The sequence below is a fragment of the Microbulbifer sp. S227A genome, assembly GCF_049800935.1.
On record NZ_JBNAFZ010000001.1, the window covers coordinates 373,773 to 394,775 of the forward strand.

The window sequence follows — 21,003 nt, forward strand, 5'->3', positions numbered from 1 at the left end:
GCCGCCCACAGGCGAGAGTTGTCATGCCCGAAGCGATGGCATAGGTCTTTGAGCAACGATCACCACGGAGAACACCATGACCGACGGCCCCACCTACGGCTTTGACACGCTTCAGATCCACGCCGGCGCGCGCCCGGATCCCGCCACTGGCGCGCGTCAGACGCCGATCTACCAGACCACCGCCTATGTGTTTCGCGATGCCGAACACGCCGCGGCATTGTTCAACCTGCAAGAGGTCGGCTATATCTATTCCCGCCTGACCAACCCCACGGTCGCGGTGCTGCAAGAACGTATCGCAACCCTGGAAGGCGGCGTCGGCGCGGTATGCTGTTCGTCCGGTCACGCGGCCCAGATCATGGCGCTGTTCCCGCTGATGCAGCCCGGCTGCAACATCGTCGCCTCGACCCGGCTCTATGGCGGCACCGTCACCCAGTTCAGCAACACCATCAAGCGTTTCGGATGGTCCGCCACCTTTGTCGATTTCGACGATCTCGACGCGGTCAAGGCGGCGATCGATGACAATACCCGCGCGGTGTTCTGCGAATCCGTTGCCAACCCCGGCGGATACATCACCGATCTGGACGCGATTTCGGCGATTTCCGATGACGCGGGCATCCCGCTTGTTGTCGACAACACCAGCGCCACCCCCTATCTGTGCCGGCCCATCGAACATGGCGCGACGCTGGTCGTGCATTCGACCACCAAATACCTGACCGGCAACGGCACCGTCACCGGCGGCTGTATCGTGGATTCGGGCAAGTTCGACTGGTCCGCGAATGACAAATTCCCCTCGCTCAGCCAACCGGAACCCGCCTATCACGGGCTCAAGTTCCACGAAACCTTTGGTCCGCTGGCCTATACTTTCCACGGGATCGCCATCGGCCTGCGTGACCTGGGCATGACGATGAACCCGCAGGCGGCGCATTACACGCTGATGGGGATCGAAACCCTCAGCCTGCGCATGGAGCGCCATGTGGAAAATGCCAAGAAGGTCGCCAAGTGGCTCGAGGATGATCCGCGCGTGGAATACGTGACCTATGCGGGGCTGGAATCCTCGCCTTATTACGATCGGGTCAAGACCATCTGCCCCAAGGGCGCGGGCGGCTTGTTCACCTTTGCGGTCAAGGGCGGCTATGACGCCTGTATCAAGCTGGTGGATGCGCTGGAAATCTTCAGCCATGTCGCCAACCTGGGCGACACGCGCTCGCTGGTCATCCATTCGGCCAGCACCACCCACCGGCAGCTGACACCCCAACAGCAGGAAGCCGCGGGCGCGCAGGCCAATGTGGTGCGCATCTCGATCGGCATCGAGGATGCCGACGACCTGATCGCCGATCTTGACCAGGCCCTGTCCAAGGCAGCCAGCTAAGTTGAACGGGGCCGCCCGGTGCGGCCCCGCCCTCGCTAGTCCGCGATGGCAAAAACCACCGACACCGACGCGGACAGGCTGAGCTCTCCGGCGGCGACCGGCACCGAAGCCTCGGCCATGGCGGCGCGCTGCATCATCATCGGGCGCGGCCCACCGCCGCCCTGCTCGGTGATCGAAGTGATCGGCCCAAGCGTCACCCCGGCCGCGTCCGCCAGCAGCTGCGCCTTGGCCAGCGCATCCTTGACCGCCGCCCGACGCGCCGCGTCCTGCAACGGGCGCGGTTCCTGAACGTCAAACTGCAAACCGTTGAACTCATTGGCACCTGCCGAGATCACCGCATCCAGAGTCGTGCCAAGCCCCTCCAGGTCGCGCACCCGCATCATCACCGTGTTACTGGCGGAGAACCCGGTGATCTTTGACTCATAGGTTCCGGACGTGCCGCGCCCGGACCAGACCGGGTTCAACGACAGGCGCTGTGTCTGCACATCCTTTTGCGCGACACCCGCAGCGCCCAGCCGTTCGAGCACCTGAGCCACCGCCGCCGAGGTCGCCGCCATCGCCTCCTTGGCCTCGCGCGCTTCGTTCGTGACACCCAGCGTGATCGTCGCCATGTCGGGCGTGGCCGCAACCTCGCCCTCGCCGGTCACGATGATCTGGCGCGGTTGCTCCTGCGCGGATAGCGGTACGGCGAATGCGGTTGCAATCACCAGCGTAAGCGCCAGTAAACCTGTCTTCTGTCCTGTCATGGGCTCCTCCATTATCGCTGGTAATCACATGGGCATCTACCCGCCGCCGGTTCAAGGGGCCGTCTGGCTTTACCTTTGGCGTTCTGTTCCCCAGCGAAGAGTGCGGCCTGACATTGTTGTAAGCGACCGGCTGCACCACATCTTGCACCACGTTCCCGAAAGCCGATGGGACGTGCCCCGCGTCGTTGCTGTGGGCATAACGTCGCCGTCGCAATCCATGAACGCAGCCCTTGCCGCCGAAGGCTTGGCGCTGGACTTGACCGAAGCCGCCGTCTTGTTCTGCCCCCTATATGCGGTCACGTCCAAAGACCGCAGCCGGGCGCAAGAGGTATGCCGCGCGTCCTATACCGTCGCCGCCTGACGACCCTTCCCTAAGTGCCAAGGGCAACTGACCCCGGATTGCGTGCACCGACGCAGCCGGGTTTTTTTCATTCTGACACTTCGTCGTAGGTATGGCTCGAACGGTTCGGCACGGCACGAACAAGCCAGGCACTCGGATACCTTGCGGCCAAAGCAATGCTTATTCTCTGCACAGTTTCCTCGCGTGCCTTCGGCCCCAAGATCACGCTGTCAACGGCGTCGTGCGGAAAGTCCAGTAGATGAATTGGGTCGGTGGGATCACCAACGGTTCTATCGACCTGATCTTCCTTCACATATAGCCGCCACTCGCGTTCGTATTCCCATGCCGTAGTTTTTGAAATGAGAGCGGCTTGAATATCTGCCAAGGGTTCTTCAACCTTACCGTCGAAGTAAGTCACCTTTTGCAAACGGGTTTTCTGTCCGTCCTTTCGACGCTGGAACCATTCATGCTCGGTGTCAAAGGCGACTACAAAGCCGCTGTTGTTGTCGGCGTAGTGTGCCCACATTGGGGCCACGTCCATACGCTCGGACAGCGAAAAACAAAGCAATTCACGGCCCAACTTTTCGAGTAGACCTTCAATGTTCTTGGGGTCGTTGAACGTTGGGACAAGCATAGTGTCAACGGCAGACTGCATCTGAGTGCGCAGCATCGTAAGAAGGCTCTGACCCGTCTGTTGCTCGACAAGTTTTATTGCAACTTCTGGGGGCAGGAAACCAAGCCCATATTTCTTTAGTTCCTCCGCGATCATCTCGCGCACGTTTGCCTCTGACACTGTAGTGTCCATTTGCTCCGATAGCATCGCAATGAACTTAGGGCCTGCCAGCTTTTCGAACGTCGAACGTACCTCAAAGGTATCGTTCGTGTTCATAAGAGGCGTGAAACGCACTGTTCCACCCTCCAAGACGTTGCCGACGCGCTCCGCAGAGAGGTATTTGTACAGATATCGCGGCGGCGGGGGCGGGTTGTCGAAGTCGTCTAGATCGAAGGTTTCGGCCATTCCAAGGCCCTTTCAGGCTGTGGGTAGTTCGTGGGTATATTGGCCTACGTTCTATTTCATCCAATGAAGTCAATGGGTAATGGCGGAGACGAAGGGATTCGAACCCTCGAAACGGTTCCCCGTTTACTCCCTTAGCAGGGGAGCGCCTTCGACCACTCGGCCACGTCTCCGTCGACGCGTATAGCCAAGAGGAGACAGGGGTTACAAGGCCAAACTGTTCGCTTGGCGAAAATACTTCGGCGCCGCTGACGACTCGTCCGCGCTCGCAGGGATGCCTGTCAGTCATGGTTCTTGAACCATCCTCATACCGCCTTACGCACGCATCATGCTGCTGTCCGGCGTGGTTGGTGACGCGGGGCTCGGCAATGGTCTGCACCCTTCACACTGAGACGCGCGCGTGGCGTCTGGTTTGATGCATCACGGTGGCGGGAGGTTGCCGAATTATGTGACGACATCCCGAACGCGCCTGTCTGCCCGCGCGGAAATCCGTGAATACGGGTGGCGTTTGGCGACGCGCGTCTTAGACGCTACCGGCTAGTATTTCTTGTAGCGGGCGCTGTAACAATCGCTGTTCAGGCCGGTCACGTTGCGCATGGATGTCAGTTCCGCCCCATCCGCGTCGAAGGTGAATTCCCAATAGGTGAGCCCGATGAAGCTGCCGGAATCGCTATAGGCGTTGGTGGTGGCGCACATGGTCTTGCCGCCGTTTCGACCATTGACGGCGCGTGACAATTCCAGGCCACGAACGCGCCTGGCGTCACCGGCCTTGTCCACCAGCGCATCCGCGGCGAGGTCGGGCATGTCGACCTGTTCCTCGGTGCCTTCGGCGATCGCCCCCATCGGCAGCAGGCAAAGAACGGCGAGCAGATGTTTCATCGGTCAATACCCCGAACCCGTTTCGGTCAGCCTAGCGCCCGTCTGCCGCGTTTCGCAAGCCCGGGCGGGCTGGACATTTGCCGCCGCGCCGCCCAGATTTCGCCCGACGACAGGAAGCAGGCAGGCCAGACATGTTCCAGAGTTTCGAAGTGACTTCTCGGCCCGAACAGGGGCCACCCCGGCTCGCCCTTTTGCGGGCGCAAATGCGGGAACGCGGGCTTGACGGGTTTTTGGTGCCGCGCGCCGACGCGCATCAGGGCGAATATGTCGCCGATCACGACGCGCGGCTGGCCTGGCTTACCGGGTTTACCGGCTCGGCGGGGTTCTGCGCCGCGTTGCGGGATGTGGCCGGGGTCTTTGTCGATGGGCGCTATCGCACACAGGTCAAGGCACAGGTCGCGCCCGATTACACGCCGGTGCCCTGGCCCGAAACCAGCCTGCCCGAATGGCTGATCCGTCATCTCCCCGGCGGCGGGCGTGTCGGGTTCGACCCCTGGCTGCATACGGTGGCCGAAGTTGAACGCTGGGGGCTGGCGTTGGCGGGCTCCGGTATCCAGATGGAGCAATCCAATAATCTGGTCGATCGCATCTGGGCGGATCAACCGCCTCCGCCAATGCGGCCGGTCAAGGCGCATCCGATTGAATTTGCCGGGGAAACCGCCAGTTCCAAATGCCAGCGGCTGGCCGGGGATCTGCGCGCGGCGGGACATCGCGCGGCGGTGATCACCCTGCCCGACTCGATCATGTGGCTGTTGAACATTCGCGGCTCGGACATTGCCCGGAACCCTGTCGCACACGGGTTCGCCGTGTTGCATGATGACGGGCGCGTCGACCTGTTCATGGAAGGGAGCAAGCTGACCTCGCTGCGCGGTCATCTGGATGAGAGTGTGACCATCCGCCCGCCAGAGACCTTTCTTGAGACCATTGCCGCGTTGCCCGGCCCGGTGCGGATCGAAAAGTCGTCGGCGCCGCAAAAGCTCGCCGATGTGCTGGGCATGGCGGCGGTGTTTGGCGATGATCCCTGCGCGCTGCCCAAGGCGCGCAAGAACCGCGCCGAGATCGATGGCAGCGCGGCGGCGCATCTGCGCGACGGGGCGGCGATGGTGGAACTCCTGGCATGGCTCGATGCGCAACCGGTTGGCGGCCTGAGCGAAATCGCCGTGGTCAAGCAACTCGAAGAGATCCGGCGCAGGGACAATGCCCTGCAAGACATCAGCTTTGACACGATTTCCGGCACCGGCCCAAACGGGGCGATCATGCATTACCGGGTCAGCGAAGAGACCGACAGCGTTCTGCAAGAGGGTCATCTTCTGGTTCTGGACAGCGGCGGGCAATATCTTGACGGCACCACCGATATCACCCGCACCATCGCGATTGGCGCACCGGGCCAGGAAGAACGCGCGGCCTTTACCCGCGTGTTGCAGGGCATGATCGCCATGTCGCGTCTGCGCTGGCCCCGCGGGCTGGCAGGACGCGATATCGAGGCGGTCGGGCGGATGCCCCTGTGGCTGGCGGGGCAGGATTTCAATCACGGGCTCGGTCACGGGGTCGGTGCCTATCTGAGCGTTCACGAGGGGCCGCAACGGCTCAGCAGGATGAGCATGGTACCGCTGGAAAGCGGCATGATCCTGTCCAACGAACCCGGATATTACCGCGAAGGGGTCTTTGGCATTCGGATCGAGAACCTGTTGGTGGTGCAGGATGCAACGACCCCGCCAGGCGGCGATGCCGAGCGCGAAATGCTGTGCTGGAAAACCCTGACTTTCGTACCGATTGACCGGCGGCTGATCGTGACCGACATGTTGTCGCGCGACGAACGCCGATGGCTGAATGCCTATCATGGCGAAGTCCGTGAAAAGATCGCGCCTCGGGTAGGCAAGTCAGCGCAGATGTGGTTGGATGCGGCCACCGCCCCGATCTGAGGATGCGGCACCATATTTCGCGCCGGCACACCGGGCCGGATGCATTTTTTCCAGGGGGAAACCAGATGGCAGACCATATTCGAATACGCAGGAAACCGGGCACGTGGACCGTACGGTCAGGCGGCGCAATACTGGGCGAAACCACCGGCGCGCTCGAACTTAGCGAGGGCGACCTGGCCCCGGTGATCTATTTTCCGCGCGACGACATCGCGATGGCGTTCCTGGATCGTACCGACAAGACCACCCATTGCCCGCACAAGGGCGACGCCAATTACTATTCCATCGTCAACAAGTCTTCGGTCACCGAGAACGCGGTCTGGACCTATGAAAACCCGCTGGATGCGGTGGCCGCGATCAAGAACCACCTTGCCTTCAGCATCGGCGAGTCGATCAAGGTCGAACAGGTCTGAGCGTCGATTGCATATGAAAAAACCGGGGCTTTTTGCCCCGGTTGAGATGAAATGACCCTGTGCGATGCCCCGCAGCAACGGGGCGATCACGATACTCTTTACGATAGCTTGCCTGACACCTGCTTGCGCCGCACAAAGGCCAGGCCACCAATCGCGCTCGCCATCAGCAGGAACCCTGCCGGCAGCGGCACCGGAGACGGCGCGACGGTTCCCGCAAAGCTGCCCGCCATGTGGCCGGTCTCCTGGCCGTAGATCGACGCAGCCGTGACATCAAAGACGTCATCGACAAAACGGAAGGTCATGTACAGCGTGTCAACCGAGCCGGAAACCGCGATTTCGGGGGTCAGGCCGGAGCTGACATTGTTGATCGCGAAATTGAACGGGTTGGTGAAGGTGCGGGAACCGATATCGGAGGCCCCCAGCGTTGTTCCGAAATCAAGCTGCATCGTGGCCCCGGATTCAAACCGGCCCTCGCCGTCACAGCCGCCACAATTGTAGCCAAAGCGATAGAAGCTGGTATCCCCCATCGAGGAAAAGTCGAATTCGAACGACACCGCATTGGCGGCGTCAACAGTTGCGGCACTGGCCGGTGAAACAAGGCTGGCTACGATGACAAATGCGGCCGCAGCCAGCCCCGAAAGTTTGAACGTCATGCGATGTACTCCGCGTACTGATTAACTCACTGATGCTGTTTTCGCGCGGCTTGATGGTGAAAAGAGGACTCAATTGCGTCAACTTTCAGACAATTGTCCCTATCGTGGCTCGCGTTGAACGTGCACCATAAAAAGCCGTTGATATTCTGCATGTTAACGGATGAATCCGACGTGGATTTTGTGCCCGCCGCGCTGGACAGCCGGTATCGCGCTCAGGAATGCTCTTCGGCCGCCGTTGCCGCAAGCGCCCGGTTATAGGCCTTGAGCGCATCGACGTAAAACAGCGCCCCCACCAACCGGGGCGCGCTGTCATCGCCATCGAGAACCACTACCGGCAGGAACCTGTCCTTGCCCCGCTCAAGCATGGGCATGGCAGATTCCAGCGTGCTGGACGGCGTGATACAGACCCCCTCGCCGATCAACTCGGCACAACGGTCCGGATCGGCGGCACGCGCGTGCTCGGGCGGGCGCATCACCGCCCCGGCCCGCAACAGCGACAGCACATAGGCCTGCGGCCCCGCCGCAAGACCGATCCCCCGGCGCTGCAACTGCGTGAGAAAGAACGAGCGGTCCACGATCCGCGAAGCCAGCGCCGTCGACAGGCTGACCGAGACCATGACGGCAATCCCGATCTGCCAGTCACCGGTCAGCTCGAACACGATCAGCGTGGTCGAAATCGGCGCGCCCAGAACCGCAGCCGCCACCGCCCCCATGCCGGCAAAGGCATAGAGCGCATGGGTGCCCGACACTTCGGGAAGCACGTTTGTGGCGATGATGCCAAAGGACAATCCAGTCAGCGCCCCGACCATCAGGGAGGGCGAAAACACCCCGCCCCCCATGCGCCCGCCCATGGTGATCGCCACCGCCGCCACCTTGACCACGGTGAACAGGATCGCGGTCAGCAGCACCAACTCGCCAGACAGGGCAATCCGCGTGGTTTCATAGCCCACACCGATGATATGCGGAAACCAGATCGCGATCACGCCCAGCATCCCGCCGGCAATGGCCGGGCGGCTCCAGGCCGGGAATCCGATCTGCCGTTGCAGGTGATCGGCCATGTTCTCGGTCCAGAAAATCGCCCGCATCAACACCGCCGCGACGACCCCACAGACCAGGCCAAGCAACAGAAAGGCCGGCAGCTCGACATAGAATTGCAGCGCCCCCGGCGTGATCAGGTTGAACTCGGCCACATCCCCGAGATGCAACCGGTTGATGACGGTCCCGGCGACGCTGGCGATGGCGATCGGCGCAAAGGAATGAACCGCGAAATGGCGCAGCACCACCTCCAGCGCAAAGATCGCCCCGGCAATGGGGGCATTGAAGCTGGCCGAGACGGCGGCGGCGACCGCACAACCCAACAGGTCGCGTCCGGTGATGCCATCGGCATGGATGCGGTCACTGACCCATGTGGAAATTACCCCCGCCATGTGAACCACCGGGCCTTCGCGCCCGGACGATCCCCCCGAGCTGAGCGTGATGAAAGACGCCGCGAGCGATGCCAGCCCGGCGCGGGTTTCCACCCGCCCGTCGCGCAGCGCCGCGCCCTCGATCACATCGGCAACCGCCCGCACCCGGCCATCCGGGGTAAAGCGGTTGAGGATCACACCGACGACAAGGCCACCGACAATCGGGATCACCAGGATCCAGTACCACGGCAATTGCTGCGCGTGGCTGTGCAACAGGCGGACATCATCCGTGCCATAGAGCGTGGCCTGCAACCATGCGATACCCAGACGGAAACCAAGGGCCGCGAACCCCGCCGCGATCCCGATGAGCAGCGCGATGAACCAGAACTGGACATGGCTTGGCCCGCGCCGCCGCATCAGCGACAGACCGTTGCGCAGGGCATCCCCGGATTGCGCCAATTGCTTGGCAAGGATCGAACGGGTGGTTTCTGGCATCTGGATACCGGTGTCTGTGCCCTTCTTGTCTAAAGCGTTTTCGCCCCGTCATGAAACATCGATCTCGCACAACCGGCTCTTGTTCCGGGTGCCTCCGCCCCCCTCACCCCGCGAGCAGGGCGCCCGCCGCCGCGCGGGCCTCTTGTGTCACCGTGTCACCGGCAAGCATACGGGCGATTTCATCGACGCGCGCGTCCCTGGCCAGGGCTACGACGCGCGACAGGGTGGTGCCATTGCTGACCTGTTTCTCGACCCGCCAATGATGCGCCCCGCGTGCGGCAACCTGTGGTGAATGCGTGACAACCAATACCTGCCCCTGCTCCGCCAGCCCGGCCAAACGCCGTCCAACCGCATCGGCGGTTGCGCCACCCACGCCCCGGTCGATCTCGTCGAAAATCATCGTCACCCCGCCATCCCGCGCCGACAGGCAAACCTTGAGCGCCAGCAGGAAACGGCTGAGTTCGCCCCCCGAGGCGATCTTGTTCAGCGCGCCCGCCGGTGCCCCCGGATTGGTGGCGACGGTAAAGGTTGCCATGTCCTTGCCATCCGGTCCCGGCTCGGCGGCATCCAGGATGGTGCGGAATTCGGCGCGCTCCATGCGCAAGGGTGCCAGTTCTGCCATCACCGCCGCATCCAGCCGCCCGGCAGCGGCGGCACGTTGCGCCGTGAGCCTGTCCGCAGCCGTATCATAGGCTACCCGCGCAGCCGAAAGTGCGGCCTCTTGCTGTGCCAGGTCGGCGTCGCCGGCATCCAGCGTCGCCAGACGATCCCGCAGCGCAACACCCACCCCGGGCAGCCCGTCAGGGGGGCAGTCATGTTTGCGGGCCAGCGCGCGCAGCGCAAACAACCGCTCTTCGGTGTTCAGCAATTCATGCTCGTCGAAATCCAGCGTCTCGAGGCTGGCGTCCACCCCGGATTGCGCTTCGCCCAGTTCGACCATCGCCCGGCTCAGCGCCGCCAGCGGTGCTTCGAGCGTGCCATCCGCCTGGTCCGCCACCCCGTCCAGCCACCGCAGGGCATCGGCCATCGCGCCCTCGGCGCCATCCGTGCCCAGCAGGCCAAGCGCCCGGGCGACATCCTCGCGGATACGCGCGGCACCCTGCATCCGCCGGCGGCGGGTATCAAGCTCGGCATCCTCTCCGGCCTGCGGGTCGAGCGTGTCGAACTCGGCAACCGCGTGGCGCAGGAACTCCTCCTCTGCCCGGATCGCCTCAAGCGCGGCGCGGGTGGCATCCACATGGCGTTGTGCGCGCGATAGCTCTTGCCATGCGCTGCGGGTTTCCAACCGGGCCGGCTCCAGCCCGCCAAAAGCGTCAAGCATGTCGCGATGTCCGCGCGGGTCAAGCAGACCACGGTCGTCATGTTGCCCATGCAGCTCGACCAGCGTTTCGGAAAGCGCGCGCAGCACATCCCCGGAACAGCGCCGGTCATTGACCCAGGCGGTCTTGCGCCCGTCAGGCCGGTTGATCCGGCGCAGGATCAATTCATCTCCGCCCGGCAACCCCGCCTCTTGCAGGATCGCATGGGCCGCGTGCCCCGCGGGCAGGTCGAACACGGCAGCAACCTCACCCTGTTCGGCCCCTTGCCGCACCAACTCTGCACGGCCCCGCCAGCCCAGGACAAAACCCAGCGAATCCAGCAGGATCGACTTGCCCGCGCCGGTTTCCCCGGTGAGCACGTTCAATCCGGGCTGAAACGCAAGTTCCAGCCGATCGATGATCAGCATGTCGCGAATATCAAGCGCGCGCAGCATTCCACCTATCCCGCCTGCGGGGCCCTTGGCGATCCCTGCCGTTGCCCCGTGTCAACATTGCATCATATCTGGCTGAACATCATGAGTCGCGGCAAGCCCATCCCCGATCCGACCCGGCCCGGCGTCAGAGCCACTGCCCCTTGACCGACTGCCGATAGATCTGGCTGAGCCAGTTGTTGCCACGGCTCTTCATCTTTAGGCCACGGCTGGTCAGCAGTTGATAGGCGTCTTCATACCATTCCGACGAGCGGTAATTATAGCCAAGGATCGCACCCGCTGTCTGTGCCTCGTCCACGAGACCGAGCGACAGATAGGCTTCGATAACCCGGAACAAGGCTTCGGCGGTGTGGCTGGTGGTCTGGAAGTCCTCGATCACCACCCGGAACCGGTTGATAGCCGCCGTATAATGGCTGCGGCGCAGGTAATAGCGGCCGATCTCCATTTCCTTGCCTGCCAGGTGGTCAAAGGCGAGGTCAAACTTCAGAATCGCCGAGGTGGCATATTCACTATCCGGATATTGTTCGATCACCGCGCGCAGGGCTTGCAGCGCCTGGAAGGTCAGGCCCTGATCGCGCCCCACCTCGTCGATCTGGTCATAGTAGCTGAGCGCCAGCAGGTATTGCGCATAGGCGGCATCTTCATCCGCCGGATAGAAGTCGATATAGCGCTGAGCGGCGGCGCGGCTGTTGGGATAGTCCTTGCCCTGGTGGAAGGAATAGGCCTGCATGATCAGCGCGCGCTTGGCCCATGTGGAATAGGGATACAGCCGTTCGATCTCGGAGAAATACCAGGCCGCGTCATCGGTGCGATTGCGGGCGAGGTCGAACTCACCGCGTTCGAAAATCTGTTCCGGGGTATAGCTCTCAAGCGACTCGGTCCGGTCCGCCCTCGGACCGCCACTGCACGCGGCGAGAAATGCCGCGAGAAGAACCGCGCCGATGACCTTGGCCCTGAACTTGCCACCCAACATTCTAGATTACCCTTGTCGCCTGATCCGGGGTGTAGCCCCGATTGCGGTTGGGTCTAGCACAATATTTTCGGGTGCAAAACGCCTTAAAGACATGAGGACGCGATCGTGTCGGTTGTGGCGGGTTCAGGTCAGGCGACTTGCGGAATCTCCGACCATACAAGCCCCTGGCCCGGCAGGCGCGCCGCCTCTGCGCCATCGCAGATCACCATCCGGAAGGATCCGGGCGTGTCGAACAACGCGCGCAGCAGGGTATTGGTCAGCGAATGGCCGGCCCGCTCGCCCACGTAACGCCCCAGAATCGGACCGCCAGCCAGCGCCAGATCGCCGAGCGCATCCAACATCTTGTGGCGGACCGCTTCGTCGTCATGGCGGAAACCGCCCGGGCTCAGAACGTCATCGCCATCGACGACGACCGCATTGTCCAATGTCCCGCCAAGCGCCAGCCCCTGCGCGTGCATCGCGTCCACATCCGCCTGGCGGCAGAAGGTGCGGCTGTCGCACAATTCGCGGGCAAAGGCACCGTTGCGCATGTCCAGAACCTTGCTCTGGCGACCGATCGCCTTGTCGGCGAAATCGATGTGAAACTCGATCTCGAAGCCCTCTGCCGGCAACAGGGTCGCGCGCGCGCCGTCCTTTTCCACCGTGACGGGTTGCAGGATCTCGATGGCCACAACCGGCGCACCCTGCCCCTGCACACCGCGCGCCATGATGCCCCGCACGAAAGGCGCGGATGATCCGTCAAGGATCGGAACCTCGGGGCCGTCGATATCGATCAATGCGTTGTTGACGCCGCAACCGGACAGCGCGGCCATCACATGTTCAACCGTGGATACCGATACCCCGGCCTCGTTCACCAGGCGGGTGCAGAGCGGGCTGCGCTCGACACGGTCCCACAGGGCCGGAATCACGGCATTGCCGAGCTCGATATCGGTGCGGCGAAAGCGTATGCCAAATCCGGCCTGGGCCGGGCGCAACACCATACGGGCCGGCGCACCGCTGTGCAGACCGACACCTTCGAATGTCACCGGGGCTTTGAGCGTATTTTGCAAGACTGGCCTCTAACCGTTTCTCCAGCCACGTTCGGGCTGGCGTAGCATCAGTTAATCGGCTGCTAATTGTCACTCAACTCAATCTTTGTAACCGAATGAAACATGCATGTAACAGATCGGCAGAACCCCGCCGCAACCCATGCAATATGCTGTTTTCAAATACAAAAAGGCCGCCCCAGGGCGGCCTTTTTGCTGTCTATTGTGACAAGGTTAATTGGCTTGGCGGCGCAAAAATGCCGGAACCTCGATGCGATCCTGCTCGTGATCGGGCTCGTCCTGATAGGGTTCCGCGACGTCACGCTGGTGCATCGGCGGTTGCTGGCGGGCGGTTTGCGCCCCGCGTTCCGCCGGGGTATCGCCCGCATGGCCGGTCATCCGGTTGATCAGCGAGTTGACGCTGAACCGGGGCTTGTCGCCGGCATCGATGGGGGTCGCAGCGACCGGGCGGCGCGACTGCGCGGCGGTGCCACGTTGCGCAGCACTCGGCACGTTCTGAACCGCACGTTGCAGTCGGGCCAGCGCCTCGGGCGACGGGGTGCCCGGTGCCGGAGCCCGTGGTGCCACGAACTTCTCGACCTCGGCCTGTTCGTTGCGGGGCTCGAACGCGGCGACACGCGGCTCATAGGCCGGCGGCGGCAGGCCGTCATCCTCTTGTTCGCGGGTTTCGGCCGCCGGGGGATAGAACTCTTCCTGTTCCTCTTCGACCACCGCCTCAACCGGCTCGACGGTTTCGAACAAGGTCCGCTCCTGCGGGGCTTCGGGCGCGGCTGCAACGACCGGTGCCTCTTCCTTTTTCGCTTCCGCGCGGTCTTCCTCGGTGCTGACGCTGGTGCGCAGCGGAGCCGACATCGACCGGCGCGGCACCGGAATATCGGTATTCACTTCGACCGCGTCGATACCGGTGGCAACAACGCTGACGCGCATCACGCCTTCCATGTCGGTATCCAGCGTCGAACCGACGATGATGTTTGCCTCGGGGTCGACTTCCTCGCGGATACGGTTGGCCGCTTCGTCGAGCTCGAACAGCGTCAGGTCGTGGCTGCCGGTGATGTTGATCAGGACACCCTTGGCACCGCGCAGGCTGATCTCGTCGAGCAGCGGGTTGGCGATGGCCTTTTCCGCGGCCTGGATCGCGCGATCTTCGCCCTCGGCCTCGCCGGTGCCCATCATCGCCTTGCCCATCTCGTCCATGACGGCGCGGACATCGGCAAAATCGAGGTTGATCAGGCCCGGACGCACCATCAGGTCAGTCACACCCTTCACACCCTGGTACAGCACGTCGTCAGCCATCGAGAAGGCTTCGGTAAAGGTGGTTTTCTCATTCGCCAGCCGGAACAGGTTCTGGTTCGGAATGATGATCAGGGTATCGACGACCTTTTGCAGGCTTTCGACGCCATCTTCCGCCTGGCGCATCCGCTTGCCGCCCTCGAACTGGAACGGTTTGGTCACGACGCCAACGGTCAGAACGCCCAGCTCCCGCGCCGCCTGTGCGATGATCGGCGCGGCACCGGTTCCCGTACCACCGCCCATGCCGGCAGTGATAAAGCACATATGCGCGCCAGCCAGGTGATCGACGATCTGTTCGATGCTCTCCTCGGCGGCGGCCGCGCCGACGCTCGGACGGGCACCTGCGCCCAGACCTTCGGTGACTTTCACGCCCAGCTGCACCCGGTTCTGCGACGCGCTCTGCTGGAGCGCCTGTGCATCGGTGTTGGCGACAACAAACTCGACACCGTCGAGCTGCTTTTCGATCATGTTGTTCACGGCGTTGCCGCCCGCCCCACCAACACCAAACACGGTGATCCGGGGTTTCAAATCGTCCTGTCCGGGCATCGAGAGATTCAATGTCATTTGAGTTCCGCCTGTTCTGCCGACCCACATTCGCGGGTGTTTTTTCGTCCAATTGTCACGACCTTAGCTGCCATAGGGCCGGACGTCACCACAAAAACGCAAAAACACCCCAAAATATGGACCATTTCGCGCGTGTTTCCGCCCAATGTCGCCTGTTTGGCAATATCTAGCGGTCACCAATTGTCCCGGAACCACTTCACGGCGCGGCGAAACGACCGCGCCGGATAGCGATCCACGGGAATTTCGAAATCCCACCATTCGTCCTGAGGGTGCGCCGCGAACAGGGCGAGCCCTACGGCGCTGGCAAAACCGGGGCCGGTGGCCGCCTGCGGCAGCCCGTGCACCCGCAGTGGACGACCCAGGCGCACCTGCTGGCCCAGAATGCGGCTGGCCAGCCCGTCAAGGCCGGGTATCTGGCTTCCGCCACCGGTCAGCACGATCTGCTGGCTGGGCAAATGCTCGAACCCCGCAGCGTCCAGACGCACACGGACCTCTTCGAGGATTTCCTCGACACGCGGACGCATGATGCCGATCAGCTCGGCACGGCTGACGGTGCGGCGGTCATGTTCATAATCGCCCGTGTCCCCGCCGATATCGATCAGTTCGCGGTCATCCATGCCGGTTGCGTGCACCCCGCCGTAAAAGGTCTTGATGCGTTCGGCATTGCTCGCCGGGATGCCCAGCCCCATGGAGATGTCGGAGGTGACATGATCGCCGCCCATGCGGACGCTGTCGGCATATATCATGTGCTTCTTCATAAATATGGAAACCCCGGTCGAGCCGCCACCCATGTCGACACAGGCCGCGCCAAGCTCCTGCTCGTCCTCGACCAACGCCGAAATGCCGCTGGCATAGGCAGAACTGGCAATACCGGCGAGTTCCAGATCACAGCGTTTGACACAATGAACCAGGTTCTGCACCGCGTCCGCATCCACGGTCAGCATATGCATATCCACCGATAGCGATTGCCCCAACTGCCCACGCGGGTCAATCAGCCCCGAACGGTGATCCAGCGCGAAATTGACCGGTTGCGCATGCAGTACCTCGCGACCGGAGCCGTATTCCGGCACGTCACAGGCGGCCAGCACGCGGGCTACTTCGGCCTCGGTCACGACCTGCCCTTCGAGTTCGATCTGCGCATCAAGCCCATAGGAGCGCGGGCTTGCCCCCGAGAAACAGGCAATGACATGATCGACCCGGATATCCGCCATCTTCTGTGCCGCCTGCACCGCCGTGCGGATCGCCCGCTCGGTTTCCTGCATCGCGGTGATCTCGCCAAACTGCACCCCGCGCGCGCGGGTCGTCGCGGCACCGATCACGCGAAACGCCGACTGCCCCGCCAGCGAACCGATCGAGTTGTCCTCGCTCAGTTGTTCAGCCCCGTCAAAGCGCAGCACCAGGCAAGCGGTCTTGGAGCTTCCCACGTCCAGGATCGCGATCACGCCACGTTGCAACGCCTGCCGCCGCATTTGCCGCATTGCCCGCTGTGTGTGGTAGAAATCTGCCATTGGTTACTGCCCGCTTCCGTTTATTTCCCGAATTCGCCACCAGTTTTCGACGGCGTCCGATGTCATTCTGAGGGTCGGCCGCGATTCAAGCCGCAGATCGACCACCGCCACATCCCGCTCGAGCATGTCCTGTGCTTGGCTCAGGGCAATCACCCGCTCCAGCGCCCGCACCGGACGGTCCGGCGGCAACAGGATGCGTTGATCGCGGTCCAGCACCACGTCCCATCGGCGTTCGCCCACCCGAACCAGCCCCCGCAGGCGATCCCCCAGCGGTTCGGCGGCATCAATCAGCGCCAGCGCCTCGGGCACCACCGCATCCGCCCCCTCGCCCGCGATCACCGCGAGGTCGGGATATTCAAGCCGGCTGCCGATCAGATCGATATGCGCGCCCGTCCGGTCCAGCAGTTCAACGCCGTTCCGGGTGCGCCAGATCACCGCCGGCTTGCGCGCGATCACATCGACCTGCAGCACCCCGCCCGGACGAATGCGCACGCTGGCATTCCTGACCGGATCGAGCCCGGCAATCTCGGTGCGGATTTGCTCAAGGTCGAGATCAAAGGAACTGACCGGAAAATCCAGCGGCACGGCCTCGCGGATGTCATCCGACAGGCCGGGCGAGGCCCCGTCGATGGCCATCAGGCCGACCATGAACTCGGGACGTTCCTCGATGCTGGCGCGCAGTTCGCTGAATTTGAGCATGAGCGCGTCGCGCCGTTCCTGATCGGCCAGAAACCCGCCAGCGGCACCCAGCACGACCACCAGCGGCACACCGATGCGCAGCGCGGTGCGGATGCCGGGCGTCAGCATCCAGCGCTGCATGCGATAGCGCATGCGCGACGGCGCGGGGTCGCGGGGGGCGGGCGTTACCGGTTGCATGACGCGTCCTCGACCAGCCAACGGCACAGGGCCCCAAAGCCGATGCCGGCGGCCTCGGCCTGTTCGGGGCTGAGGGATGTCGGGGTCATGCCCGGCTGGGTGTTGGTCTCCAGCAGGATCAGCCCCGCCGCCCCGCGCGCTTCGTCCCAGCGGAAATCGGTGCGGCTGATCCCCTTGCAGCCAAGCGCGTCATGGGCGCGCAGGGCATATTCCATGCACAGATCGAAAATCCCGGAGGGAATCTCGGCCGGCACCACGTGGCGCGAGCCGCCGGGCTTGTACTTGGCATCGTAATCATACCAGCCATCGGTCAGGATGTCGGTCACGGTCAGTGGCCGGTCGCCCATCACAGTGGTGGTCAACTCGCGCCCCGGCGCGAAGGTCTCGACCATCACCTGCGCGGGCATGTCATCCGACAGCCGCGGCGGGCCATTGGCCTCTTCATGCACCAGATATACCCCGACCGATGAGCCTTCGTTGTTGGGCTTGACCACGTAGGGCGGTGCCATCACGTGACGCGACCGCACTTCGTCGCGGGAACAGATCAGGCTCTCGACAACGGGCAGACCGGCGGCGCGAAAACACTCCTTGCTGCGCTGCTTGTCCATCGCCAGCGCCGAGGCCAGCACGCCGGAATGCGTATAGGGCTGGCCCAGCCATTCCAGCAGCCCCTGCACGCAGCCGTCTTCGCCCCAACGCCCATGCAGCGCGTTGAACACGACATCGGGAGACAGCGCACCCAGCCGGTCACACAGATCCGGACCCGCGTCCAGCTCTGTTACTTCAAATCCTTCGTCCCGCAGAGCGGCTGCGCATTCACGCCCAGTCGACAGGGACACCTCGCGCTCTGCCGAGGGTCCGCCCATCAATACCGCAACTGTCCGGGGTGTCCTGCTCGACTGACCCACGACTAGCGCCTCGATTTCCCGTGCCTTTTGCGGCCGGTGTTTTTCATTTCACCCGATTATGTCACACCCTTTTTTTTGCCTGTGCGGATGTGTTCGGGGCCTTCAGTTTTCCGCAGGTTCGCCGACCCGCATGATTTCCCACTCTAGCGTGATCCCGCTTGAATCGTAAACCTTTTTTCGCACCTCTTCGCCCAATCCTTCCAGGTCGGCGGCGCTGGCCCCCTCGGCGTTGATCAGGAAATTCGAGTGTTTTTCGCTCATCTGCGCACCGCCGCGCCGCGCGCCGCGCATCCCGGCATTGTCGATAACCTTCCACGCCTTGAGATCATGCACGTCATCGGCCCGCCCGGTGCTCGAAAACCCGGCAGGATTGCGAAAGGTCGATCCCGCGCTGCGATCTTTGGTTGGCTGGGTTTCGTCGCGTTTTTGCAGCTGCGCCGCCATGCGGGCGTGCAATTCGCCGGCGTCCCCGGCATCTGCCCGCAATGTCGCGTCGATCAGTACCGCACCATCGGGCAGATCGGTCTGCCGGTATCGCGGTTTGAGATCCTCCGGCGTCAGCGTCGCGATCGTGCCGTCGCGTAACACCGCCCGCGCCGAGACCAGGTGGTCGGCCATATAGCTGCCATAGCAGCCGGCATTCATCCGCACCGCGCCGCCAATGCTGCCCGGAATGGTGCGCAGAAAGGTCAGGTCCAGCCCCGCATCGGCGGCCTTGCGCGCCACATGGGCGTCAAGCGCAGCAGCGCCCGCGGTCACGGTCTCGCCGCTGATCTCGATCTGGTTGAACCCCCGCCCCAGCCGGATCACCACCGCGCGAATGCCGCCATCGCGCACGATCAGATTCGACCCGACGCCCATGGGAAACACCGCGATGTCCGGGGCGAGCCAGGCCAGGAAGGCCGACAGATCGTCGGGATCGGCAGGCTGGAACAGCCAGTCCGCCGGACCCCCGACCCGCAGCCATGTCAGTTCGGCAAGTGAACGGCCCGCCGTCAGCCGCCCGCGCACCGGCGCCTTGCCCGGATCACCCATGGTCGCGCACCCCCAGCGATTTGCGCCGGGCCCAGCGGCTCAGGTAGATCACCGGCCAGCGCAGCACGGACATGCCCGCCACCAGCACCGCCAGGCCGATCCACGGCCCGTTTTCATAGGTGACAAACCCCAGGATCGGGATGCCCGCCGCAATCAGCCCATAAGCCCGCCGCCAGTGGTTGTCGCGACTGGGCAGCAGCGCAAGCACATTGGCGACCAGCGCCCAGAGCGCCGCGAGAATCAGGGACAATGGCATTTTCAGGTCCTCAGTGGCATCACCGATTGCCGCCCGCCCCGGCAGCCGGGTCTCGCGACGGAACAGGGGCACGCTATTGCAGCCCGCATCCCCAAAGGCAATCCCGCATTGCGGCAAATGCCATGCAAAAGCCGCAGGTCCGCGCGGGGTCACCCGCGCAGGCGGTCTGGCAGGTTGTTCGCCCAGGCGCTGATCGTGCCTGCCCCGAGACAGACCACCATGTCTCCGGCGCGCGCCTGTTCGCGGACCAGCCGCTCCAGATCCTCTTCCGAGATCAACGCCCGCGCATGGCGGTGGCCATGCCGGATCAGCCCCGCAACCAGGTCATCGCGGCTGGCGCCTTCGATCGGCTCTTCTCCGGCGGCGAATACCTCGGCGATCGCCACCACGTCCGCATCGTTGAAACAGCCGCAGAAATCTTCGAACAGATCATGCAGGCGGCTGTAGCGGTGCGGCTGATGCACGGCGATGACGCGTCCCTCGGTGGCCTGGCGCGCGGCCTTGAGCACGGCGGTGATCTCCACCGGGTGATGGCCATAATCGTCGATGATGGTCACGCCATCCACCTCGCCCACCTTGGTAAAGCGGCGATTGACGCCGCCAAAAGCCGCGAGCGCGGCACGGATCTCGTCGGCCTTCATCCCCAGATGGCGGGCCACCGCAACCGCCGAGAGTGCGTTTGACACGTTATGATCGCCGGGCATCGGCAAGGTGCAGCCCGAAATCACCTTGTCCTCGCCCTGAAGCTGGATGTCGAAATGCGCCACGCCCGCCTTGTAGGTCAGGTTCACCGCCCGCACGTCGGCCTGGGTGTTGAACCCGTAAGTCACCACGCGGCGGTCAGTGATGCGCCCCACCAGCGCCTGAACCTCGGGATGGTCGGTACAGCACACCGCGACGCCATAGAACGGAATGTTGGAAACGAATTCGAGGAACCCGTCGCGCAGTGTCTGGAAGTCGCCCCAATGCTCCATATGCTCGGGGTCGATATTGGTGACAATCGCAATGGTTGCGGGCAGCCGGTTGAAGGTGCCGTCGCTTTCATCCGCCTCGACCACCATCCATTCGCCCTGCCCCATCCGGGCGTTCGATCCGTAGGCATGGATGATGCCGCCATTGATCACCGTCGGGTCGAAATGCCCGGCGACCATCAACTCGGCCATCATCGTGGTGGTGGTTGTCTTGCCATGGGTGCCGGCAATGGCGATGTTGGATTTCAGGCGCATCAACTCGGCCAGCATCTCGGCCCGGCGTACCACCGGCAGGCCGCGCTTGCGGGCTTCGTCCAGTTCGGCATTGCCCGGCTTGATCGCCGAGGAAATCACCACCACCTCGGCCGCGCCAAGGTTTTCCGCCCTTTGCCCGATGCTGATCTCGGCCCCGAGCCCGGCCAGCCGGTCGGTGATCTTGGACGCCTTCAGGTCCGAGCCCTGCACCCGATAGCCATGGTTCAGCAGCACCTCTGCAATGCCCGACATGCCGATACCGCCGATGCCGACAAAATGAATCGGCCCGATGTCGAGGGGGAGTTTGGTCGCTGCGTTCATAACCGGGCTTCCATC

General features: G+C 63.3%; 18 protein-coding genes and 1 tRNA gene. 3 read left to right on the top strand and 16 right to left on the bottom strand.

Features of this window, described 5'->3' with window-relative positions; genetic code table 11:
- Window positions 1-76: 76 nt before the first annotated feature.
- Complete coding sequence (locus ACP15R_RS01820; RefSeq protein WP_424984657.1) at window positions 77-1,369, top strand: O-acetylhomoserine aminocarboxypropyltransferase/cysteine synthase family protein; 1,293 nt, start codon at window positions 77-79, stop codon at window positions 1,367-1,369.
- A gap of 35 nt (window positions 1,370-1,404) precedes the next feature.
- On the opposite strand, the gene ACP15R_RS01825 is transcribed toward ACP15R_RS01820, so the two are convergent.
- From ACP15R_RS01825 to ACP15R_RS01840, 4 genes are all read right to left on the bottom strand, one after another.
- Window positions 1,405-2,115, bottom strand: coding sequence for an SIMPL domain-containing protein (locus ACP15R_RS01825; RefSeq protein ID WP_424984658.1), 711 nt, complete (start codon window positions 2,113-2,115; stop codon window positions 1,405-1,407).
- Between the two features lie 428 nt (window positions 2,116-2,543).
- Window positions 2,544-3,473 (bottom strand): DUF2971 domain-containing protein, encoded by a 930-nt coding sequence (locus ACP15R_RS01830; RefSeq protein WP_424984659.1) that lies wholly within the window; start codon window positions 3,471-3,473, stop codon window positions 2,544-2,546.
- An 80-nt stretch (window positions 3,474-3,553) separates the two neighbouring features.
- Window positions 3,554-3,643, bottom strand: a tRNA-Ser gene (locus ACP15R_RS01835).
- 364 nt (window positions 3,644-4,007) lie between these two features.
- Window positions 4,008-4,349, bottom strand: coding sequence for a hypothetical protein (locus tag ACP15R_RS01840; protein ID WP_424984660.1), 342 nt, complete (start codon window positions 4,347-4,349; stop codon window positions 4,008-4,010).
- A 131-nt stretch (window positions 4,350-4,480) separates the two neighbouring features.
- Here ACP15R_RS01840 and ACP15R_RS01845 point away from each other — a divergent pair, with 131 nt between their 5' ends.
- Together ACP15R_RS01845 and ACP15R_RS01850 are read left to right on the top strand one after the other, a co-directional pair.
- Window positions 4,481-6,271 carry an aminopeptidase P family protein gene (locus tag ACP15R_RS01845; RefSeq protein ID WP_424984661.1) on the top strand — a complete coding sequence of 597 codons (1,791 nt, stop codon included), beginning with the start codon at window positions 4,481-4,483 and terminating at the stop codon, window positions 6,269-6,271.
- 65 nt (window positions 6,272-6,336) lie between these two features.
- Window positions 6,337-6,681 (top strand): DUF427 domain-containing protein, encoded by a 345-nt coding sequence (locus ACP15R_RS01850; RefSeq protein ID WP_424984662.1) that lies wholly within the window; start codon window positions 6,337-6,339, stop codon window positions 6,679-6,681.
- Window positions 6,682-6,779: 98 nt separating this feature from the next.
- Here ACP15R_RS01850 and ACP15R_RS01855 read toward each other — a convergent pair whose 3' ends face one another.
- From ACP15R_RS01855 to murC, 12 genes are all read right to left on the bottom strand, one after another.
- Window positions 6,780-7,334 carry a VPLPA-CTERM sorting domain-containing protein gene (locus ACP15R_RS01855; RefSeq protein WP_424984663.1) on the bottom strand — a complete coding sequence of 185 codons (555 nt, stop codon included), beginning with the start codon at window positions 7,332-7,334 and terminating at the stop codon, window positions 6,780-6,782.
- Between the two features lie 212 nt (window positions 7,335-7,546).
- Window positions 7,547-9,235 carry a chloride channel protein gene (locus ACP15R_RS01860; RefSeq protein ID WP_424984664.1) on the bottom strand — a complete coding sequence of 563 codons (1,689 nt, stop codon included), beginning with the start codon at window positions 9,233-9,235 and terminating at the stop codon, window positions 7,547-7,549.
- A gap of 103 nt (window positions 9,236-9,338) precedes the next feature.
- Entirely contained in the window at window positions 9,339-10,988 is a 1,650-nt protein-coding gene (recN, locus tag ACP15R_RS01865; protein WP_424984665.1) for a DNA repair protein RecN, read from the bottom strand.
- Window positions 10,989-11,112: 124 nt separating this feature from the next.
- The gene (locus ACP15R_RS01870) at window positions 11,113-11,958 is read right to left on the bottom strand and encodes an outer membrane protein assembly factor BamD (protein WP_424984666.1); all 846 of its coding nucleotides are present in this window, start codon (window positions 11,956-11,958) and stop codon (window positions 11,113-11,115) included.
- 128 nt (window positions 11,959-12,086) lie between these two features.
- A complete protein-coding gene (lpxC, locus tag ACP15R_RS01875) occupies window positions 12,087-13,007 on the bottom strand; it encodes a UDP-3-O-acyl-N-acetylglucosamine deacetylase (RefSeq protein ID WP_424984667.1) in 921 nt (306 codons plus the stop codon).
- Window positions 13,008-13,217: 210 nt separating this feature from the next.
- Window positions 13,218-14,858: a cell division protein FtsZ gene (gene ftsZ, locus ACP15R_RS01880; RefSeq protein ID WP_424984668.1), complete on the bottom strand. Its 1,641-nt coding sequence runs from the start codon at window positions 14,856-14,858 to the stop codon at window positions 13,218-13,220.
- Window positions 14,859-15,031: 173 nt separating this feature from the next.
- Window positions 15,032-16,366 (bottom strand): cell division protein FtsA, encoded by a 1,335-nt coding sequence (gene ftsA / locus ACP15R_RS01885; RefSeq protein ID WP_424984669.1) that lies wholly within the window; start codon window positions 16,364-16,366, stop codon window positions 15,032-15,034.
- Between the two features lie 3 nt (window positions 16,367-16,369).
- Window positions 16,370-17,242, bottom strand: coding sequence for a cell division protein FtsQ/DivIB (locus ACP15R_RS01890; protein WP_424984670.1), 873 nt, complete (start codon window positions 17,240-17,242; stop codon window positions 16,370-16,372).
- Window positions 17,230-18,081: a D-alanine--D-alanine ligase gene (locus ACP15R_RS01895; RefSeq protein WP_424984671.1), complete on the bottom strand. Its 852-nt coding sequence runs from the start codon at window positions 18,079-18,081 to the stop codon at window positions 17,230-17,232. The genes ACP15R_RS01890 and ACP15R_RS01895 overlap by 13 nt, the downstream gene beginning before the upstream one ends.
- A 171-nt stretch (window positions 18,082-18,252) precedes the next feature.
- Window positions 18,253-19,185: a UDP-N-acetylmuramate dehydrogenase gene (gene murB, locus ACP15R_RS01900; protein WP_424984672.1), complete on the bottom strand. Its 933-nt coding sequence runs from the start codon at window positions 19,183-19,185 to the stop codon at window positions 18,253-18,255.
- Entirely contained in the window at window positions 19,178-19,441 is a 264-nt protein-coding gene (locus ACP15R_RS01905) for a DUF2484 family protein (RefSeq protein ID WP_424984673.1), read from the bottom strand. The genes murB and ACP15R_RS01905 overlap by 8 nt, the downstream gene beginning before the upstream one ends.
- Window positions 19,442-19,590: 149 nt before the next feature.
- Window positions 19,591-20,988 (bottom strand): UDP-N-acetylmuramate--L-alanine ligase, encoded by a 1,398-nt coding sequence (gene murC / locus ACP15R_RS01910; RefSeq protein WP_424984674.1) that lies wholly within the window; start codon window positions 20,986-20,988, stop codon window positions 19,591-19,593.
- Window positions 20,989-21,003 lie beyond the last annotated feature (15 nt).

Coding starts and splice junctions, on each gene's coding strand:
- ACP15R_RS01820 (WP_424984657.1), top strand. CDS start 77: ATGACCGACGGCCCCACCTACGGCTTTGACACGCTTCAGATCCACGCC.
- ACP15R_RS01825 (WP_424984658.1), bottom strand. CDS start 2,115: ATGACAGGACAGAAGACAGGTTTACTGGCGCTTACGCTGGTGATTGCA.
- ACP15R_RS01830 (WP_424984659.1), bottom strand. CDS start 3,473: ATGGCCGAAACCTTCGATCTAGACGACTTCGACAACCCGCCCCCGCCG.
- ACP15R_RS01840 (WP_424984660.1), bottom strand. CDS start 4,349: ATGAAACATCTGCTCGCCGTTCTTTGCCTGCTGCCGATGGGGGCGATC.
- ACP15R_RS01845 (WP_424984661.1), top strand. CDS start 4,481: ATGTTCCAGAGTTTCGAAGTGACTTCTCGGCCCGAACAGGGGCCACCC.
- ACP15R_RS01850 (WP_424984662.1), top strand. CDS start 6,337: ATGGCAGACCATATTCGAATACGCAGGAAACCGGGCACGTGGACCGTA.
- ACP15R_RS01855 (WP_424984663.1), bottom strand. CDS start 7,334: ATGACGTTCAAACTTTCGGGGCTGGCTGCGGCCGCATTTGTCATCGTA.
- ACP15R_RS01860 (WP_424984664.1), bottom strand. CDS start 9,235: ATGCCAGAAACCACCCGTTCGATCCTTGCCAAGCAATTGGCGCAATCC.
- recN (WP_424984665.1), bottom strand. CDS start 10,988: ATGCTGCGCGCGCTTGATATTCGCGACATGCTGATCATCGATCGGCTG.
- ACP15R_RS01870 (WP_424984666.1), bottom strand. CDS start 11,958: ATGTTGGGTGGCAAGTTCAGGGCCAAGGTCATCGGCGCGGTTCTTCTC.
- ftsZ (WP_424984668.1), bottom strand. CDS start 14,858: ATGACATTGAATCTCTCGATGCCCGGACAGGACGATTTGAAACCCCGG.
- ftsA (WP_424984669.1), bottom strand. CDS start 16,366: ATGGCAGATTTCTACCACACACAGCGGGCAATGCGGCAAATGCGGCGG.
- ACP15R_RS01890 (WP_424984670.1), bottom strand. CDS start 17,242: ATGCAACCGGTAACGCCCGCCCCCCGCGACCCCGCGCCGTCGCGCATG.
- murB (WP_424984672.1), bottom strand. CDS start 19,185: ATGGGTGATCCGGGCAAGGCGCCGGTGCGCGGGCGGCTGACGGCGGGC.
- ACP15R_RS01905 (WP_424984673.1), bottom strand. CDS start 19,441: ATGCCATTGTCCCTGATTCTCGCGGCGCTCTGGGCGCTGGTCGCCAAT.
- murC (WP_424984674.1), bottom strand. CDS start 20,988: ATGAACGCAGCGACCAAACTCCCCCTCGACATCGGGCCGATTCATTTT.